Below are 5,477 nucleotides of genomic sequence, written 5' to 3'. Positions count from 1 at the left end.
CTGAGGTCTTCTTGAACCAAGTGTTGCACTTCGAATGTGAATCCACATCCCCGCGTTCGCGAGGATGACAGAACAATGTTTACTTCAACGCTTCAATGCCCGGCAGTTTTTTTCCTTCGATGAATTCTAAACTTGCGCCGCCGCCCGTTGAAAGATGGCTAATAGAGCTGGCAAGGCCTGCGTTGTTGATTGCAGCTACAGAATCGCCTCCGCCTACAATGCTTGTGCCATTTGTTTTTGCCACGGCTTCGGCAACGCTCAAAGTTCCTGTGGCAAAAGGTTCCAGCTCAAACACGCCCATGGGACCATTCCAAAAAACAGTTTTTGCGTCGCGAATATTTCGTTCAAACAAGCGCTGTGTTTGTGGGCCAATATCAAGCCCCATCATATTGTGTGGAACACTTGCATCTTTTGTGGTTTGCGTGACGCTGTTTTGTTTGCAGTCACTTGCAACGATATGATCAATAGGAAGCAGCAGTGGAATGTCGCGATATTTTGCGCGTTCGATAATACGTTTTGCAGCGTGAAATTTGCTTTCGTCTACGAGAGAGTTTCCAATAGCAATGCCCTGAGCAGCTAGAAAAGTGTAAGCCATTCCACCGCCAATGATGATCCTGTCTACTTTTGTGAGGAGGTTCTCAATCACGGCAAGTTTGTCGGCAACTTTTGCACCGCCCAAAATGGCAACGAAAGGTTTTTGGGGATGCGAAATAAGTTCGCTTAAATAATTCACTTCTTGTCGCATTAAAAAGCCAGCGCCTTTTTCGGCAACAAACTTTGCTATGCCAGCGGTAGAAGCGTGTGCACGATGAGCTGCGCCGAAGGCATCGTTGATGTACACATCTGCAAGTTCAGCCAAAGCTTTTGCAAAATCGCTGTTGTTTTCTTCTTCCCCAGCATGAAAGCGCAAGTTTTCCAAAAGCATCACTTTGCCTGGAAGCATATCGTGTGAAAGTTTTTTTACGGCGTCGCCAATGCAATCTTCCATCATCAAGACATCTACATCACCAAGCAAGGCAGCAAGATGTTCGCCCACCGGACGAAGCGAAAATTTGGGAACAATTCTTCCCTTTGGCCTTCCACAATGTGACGCCAAAATCACTTTTGCATTTTGCCCCAAGGCATAGCGGATGGTGGGAAGTGCAGCTCTGATGCGGGTGTCGTCAGTGATGGTAGAATCTTGAAGAGGCACATTAAAATCAACGCGAATAAAAACGCGCTTATTTTTCAAATTAATTTCGTCGATGTATTTCATAAAGGGTAGTTTGTAGTTTCTGGTTTTTTGTTTATAGTTTTGTTTCTGTCATCCTCGCGCTTGCCTGCCTTTGGCAGGAACGCGGGGATCCAGCAATTCAAACACTTTGCCGTCATCCTGAGTGGAACGCTGCGTCTGTCTCTGGCTGAAAGGAACCCCTCGATCAATTGTCAGAGGAGATTGTTTCACTTCGTTCACAATGACAAAACGTTACAACTGCTTGCCCATATAGTCTGCAAGTTGAAGAATGCGGTTGCTAAAGCCTGCTTCGTTGTCGTACCACGACAGTACTTTTACGAGCTTGCCCATGCTTTTGGTGGAAGCTGCATCAATTACTGAAGAAAGGGGATTGCCCATAAAGTCAACGGACACAAGCGGTTCCTCACAGTAGCCTAAAATATTTTTCAAGCTTCCTTCACTTGCTTTTTTCAAAGCGGCATTTATTTCTTCTGCGCTCGCTTCTTTTTTTAGGGTTGCAACCAAATCAACACACGAAACATTTACGGTTGGAACACGAATAGCCATGCCATCTAATTTTCCAGCAAGCTCTGGGAGCACGAGCCCAACTGCTTTTGCGGCGCCTGTTGTAGTTGGAATTTGCGAAACTGCAGCAGCACGTGCGCGGCGTAAATCTGAATGCGGAGCATCCACAATGGACTGATCGTTGGTGTAAGAATGAATGGTGGTCATGAAGCCGTGCTCAATTCCAAACGTTTCGTGCAACACTTTTGCAAGCGGTGCCAAGCAATTGGTGGTGCAGCTTGCGTTTGAGACGACATGATGTTTTTTTGCATCGTAGGTTTCGTGATTTACGCCAATCACAAAAGTGGGAACATTTCCTTTTGCAGGTGCAGAGATGATCACTTTTTTTGCACCAGCTTGAAGGTGTTTTCCCGCAGCTTCTTCAGAAGTAAAAAATCCAGTGCACTCAAGCACCACATCAACGCCAAGCTGTTTCCATGGAAGCGCAGCAGGATCTCGTTCTGCTAAGACTGGAATATTTTTTCCATTTACAACAAGGCTTTCGGCATTGTGATTCACTTCACCTTGAAAAATGCCATGCGCCGAATCGTACTTGAGCAGATGCGCCAAGGTTTTGCTGGCGACCAAATCGTTGATGGCAACGCATTCCAGGTTGGGATTGTTCACCATATTTCGAAGCGCCAAACGCCCAATGCGGCCAAACCCATTAATTGCAATTTTAATTTTCATAGCAAACTCCTCAGTTCATTTGGTGTGCCCCTCATATTGAGGCGAAGACAAAAAAACAAGCATATTTAAGGATACGTTTTCTGGTGTTGTAAACCGTTGATAATGCTAACATTTTCAACACCCCCTCGATAAAAGTCCAATTTTTCTATGCTTAAGCATCATTCTGAAAAAGGCCAATCCTTTTTTCACGCACAACTTTTTTGCATTTCCGTCGATATTCCTTTAACAGCGCATACCTTTTTATGGAGAAGCATAAAAAATGACGATGGGTATAACACGATTTTTCACTCTTCCCGGAAGAGCGCCTGCACCAACTCTTCCAGCCGTTGTAACTGGGCTTGAGGGCAGATTGCGTTCTTCGCTGATAGCGCGTTTGCCGCACGCACGTTTTGAAGATTCTCTTCTTCAGCCGGAAAGAGCTGCCCAGTTTGTGCACTTACTCCAAGACAGGCGCATCTCCATGCCACGACTTACAAGCGCTATTTGGCGAGATCAAGTGTGTGGAAAAATTGCTTTGGCAAAATCAAAAGGCGCCAATCTTGAAGTAAACCACCTTCCGCCAAGTAGCATTGTGACGCTATTTGCGGGAAGTTTGCACAGCAGGTCACGAGCTGCCGATGTAGCGAACATTTTAGATCATGCTTTTGAAGGATGTGAAGTGCTGGAGCTTACAGAAAGTTTAGGCGCTCCTGTTTTTTCTTCAAATGTTTTTGAAGCACTCACAGCATCAAGAGACACCTTATTGGCTGAGCGGGGATTTACTTTTTATCTGGTACGGCAAGACGAAATTGCGGGCACCAGAACCATTCGTTTCGCTTATCCCAAAATGCTCGAAGCCGCACTTTATCTTTTTAACGACGGAGACACGCTTCCACCGGTTTGTGTAGACGCACAGGTAAGCTATCATCAGTCGGTCTTGGCGGCTTATGCTTTTTATCATCTTCTTGGTATCAGTTTGCGGACGATAGATGTAGAAGGTGAAGGGCGCTTAGACCCCGTAGAATTTTTCTATCATGATATTGTACACTGGCTGAATAAGCATGAAGTGCCGCCCTCTGTAACCCGCATCATTGCCTTGTTTCATCGCTTACTTTCTGAAAACGCTTTGCTCAACAGAGAAGTTGATACGGAATTGTTGGAAGGTCCACGCGTGTTGGTTTCTGGAACTGAAAGGGTGATGCTGGGAGATCGCAAAGCGGATGTTTATTCTTCTGCCATCTTCAAATGCTTGCGAACACGTTTGTACACTGCTTTGCGCCGTAACCCTAACCAAGATGAAGCAGTGAATCGTGCCATCAGCATGATGGAGCATTTTATTTCAGACGTTACAGACAACGGAGATATGAAGCCAGATCTGCACGCGCTTTTGCAGCAAGCCCTTGCACAACTTCAAAGCACCAGAAGTTTGCAAAGCTTAAGGGAAGAAGTTTCAACCGCACCCCAAGCTATCGCAAGTTAGAACTTGCTTCCCATGGCAGATTCTGCCAGACGAGACCCCATGAATTTTGCTTCTCAGCATGACACCATTGTTGCCATAGCTACTCCTCCGGGAACGGGAGGTATAGGTGTGGTGCGACTTTCCGGCGATGAGGCTCAAGATATTTTAGAGCACATTTGGCGTGGAAAAACCTGTGTGGAAGACTTCGAGCCGCGCAAACTTTACTATGGCGAAGTGTTGGGCAAAACAGGTACAGCTATAGATCAAGTAATGGCGGTGTTTATGCCAGCGCCTTACACCTATACCGGTGAAGACATTGTGGAAATTTCCTGCCACGGTTCTCCGTTGTTGCTGCAACAAGTAGTGGAAGCCGCAATGGCTTGTGGCGCGCGACATGCCGAGCCGGGCGAATTTACCAAGCGCGCTTTTTTAAACGGAAAACTCGATCTTTCGCAAGCCGAAGCCGTTGCAAGTTTAATTCATGCCACAAGTGATCAGGCGGCAAAGCTTGCCAAAAGACAACTTGAGGGCAGGCTCTCTTCGCAAGTGGAAAGTTTGCATGATCGTCTTACCAAGTTGCGAGCGTTTGTAGAGGCCACTGTTGATTTTCCTGAAGACGATGTAGAGTTTTTAGCGCAAGAAGGTGTGCTGCAAAAACTTGCCGAGATCGAAGTCGAGCTAATACACTTGGCACAAAGCTTTGAGCAAGGCAGTGTTATTCGTGATGGTGTTCGTGTAGCACTCATCGGAAAACCAAACGCCGGTAAATCAAGTCTGCTCAATCATTTGGCGGGATACGAACGTGCGATTGTTCATCACGAACCTGGCACAACGCGCGATACTTTAGAGTTGAGCGTTTCCTTAAATGGTATTTTGTTTCACCTTGTAGACACCGCAGGTTTGCGCACAACTGGAAATACTGTTGAAGGCATTGGCGTAGAACGCAGTCTCAAAGAGCTTCAGCGGGCAGACATTGTTTTGGTGCTCATAGATGGATCTGAAGATTTTGCTGATGATGAATTTGAGTTATATCCGATTCACGAGTGTGCAAATATTCTTTTTGCATTCACCAAAAGTGATCTTCAGCAAAAAATAGAAACAGAAAATATTTTTCACCTCTGCGCAAACAAGCTTTCCACCTCAGTTTCCGCCTTAGACTTTATTCACGTTTCTGCAAAAACAGGATTTGGAATGAAGCAACTTACCTCACGCTTGGCCCAAGTTTTTTCTGAGTCGTTTCAAGACGAAGCCTCAGGCGCAGTAGTTACCAGCAAGCGCCACAAAGACGCCTTGGAAAAAACCATAAGCTCTCTCGCCGAAGCAAAGCAAAGCCTGCAAAACCAGGAGTCCGTTGAGTTTGCGGCCCATCACCTTCGTCTCTCTCAAGAAAGTCTAGGCCGCATCATTGGTCGAGACTTCACCGAAGACATGCTGGATGCTATCTTTAGTGAGTTTTGTATTGGGAAGTGATGTTGGTGCGATAGTGCGATAGTGCTCGGTACTTGGTTTTTTTTGCTTTGTCCTGGGCATAATGGCAAAAAATGTGTGCTATTTAGGTTTGAGAAAGAAGTA

4 protein-coding genes are annotated in these 5,477 nt (G+C 46.0%); 2 read left to right on the top strand and 2 right to left on the bottom strand.

From position 1 onward, the window contains the following. Positions 1-79: 79 nt before the first annotated feature. Together pgk and gap are read right to left on the bottom strand one after the other, a co-directional pair. The gene (gene pgk / locus COV43_05910) at positions 80-1,255 is read right to left on the bottom strand and encodes a phosphoglycerate kinase (protein PIR25315.1); all 1,176 of its coding nucleotides are present in this window, start codon (positions 1,253-1,255) and stop codon (positions 80-82) included. A 210-nt stretch (positions 1,256-1,465) separates the two neighbouring features. Beyond that, positions 1,466-2,467: a type I glyceraldehyde-3-phosphate dehydrogenase gene (gene gap, locus COV43_05905; GenBank protein ID PIR25314.1), complete on the bottom strand. Its 1,002-nt coding sequence runs from the start codon at positions 2,465-2,467 to the stop codon at positions 1,466-1,468. 259 nt (positions 2,468-2,726) lie between these two features. On the opposite strand from gap, the gene COV43_05900 reads away from it, so the two are divergent. Together COV43_05900 and COV43_05895 are read left to right on the top strand one after the other, a co-directional pair. Further along, a complete protein-coding gene (locus tag COV43_05900) occupies positions 2,727-3,926 on the top strand; it encodes a hypothetical protein (protein ID PIR25313.1) in 1,200 nt (399 codons plus the stop codon). A gap of 12 nt (positions 3,927-3,938) precedes the next feature. Further along, positions 3,939-5,375 (top strand): tRNA uridine-5-carboxymethylaminomethyl(34) synthesis GTPase MnmE, encoded by a 1,437-nt coding sequence (locus COV43_05895; GenBank protein PIR25312.1) that lies wholly within the window; start codon positions 3,939-3,941, stop codon positions 5,373-5,375. The last annotated feature ends 102 nt before the right edge of the window (positions 5,376-5,477 follow it).

The sequence above is a fragment of the Deltaproteobacteria bacterium CG11_big_fil_rev_8_21_14_0_20_42_23 genome, assembly GCA_002796345.1.
Taxonomy (GTDB): domain Bacteria; phylum UBA10199; class UBA10199; order 2-02-FULL-44-16; family 2-02-FULL-44-16; genus 1-14-0-20-42-23.
This window is presented reverse-complemented; position numbering and strand designations above follow the sequence as displayed.

What these genes read in the sequence shown, in the direction of transcription:
- pgk (PIR25315.1), bottom strand. Translation starts at nt 1,255, where the DNA reads ATGAAATACATCGACGAAATTAATTTGAAAAATAAGCGCGTTTTTATT.
- gap (PIR25314.1), bottom strand. Translation starts at nt 2,467, where the DNA reads ATGAAAATTAAAATTGCAATTAATGGGTTTGGCCGCATTGGGCGTTTG.
- COV43_05900 (PIR25313.1), top strand. Translation starts at nt 2,727, where the DNA reads ATGACGATGGGTATAACACGATTTTTCACTCTTCCCGGAAGAGCGCCT.
- COV43_05895 (PIR25312.1), top strand. Translation starts at nt 3,939, where the DNA reads ATGGCAGATTCTGCCAGACGAGACCCCATGAATTTTGCTTCTCAGCAT.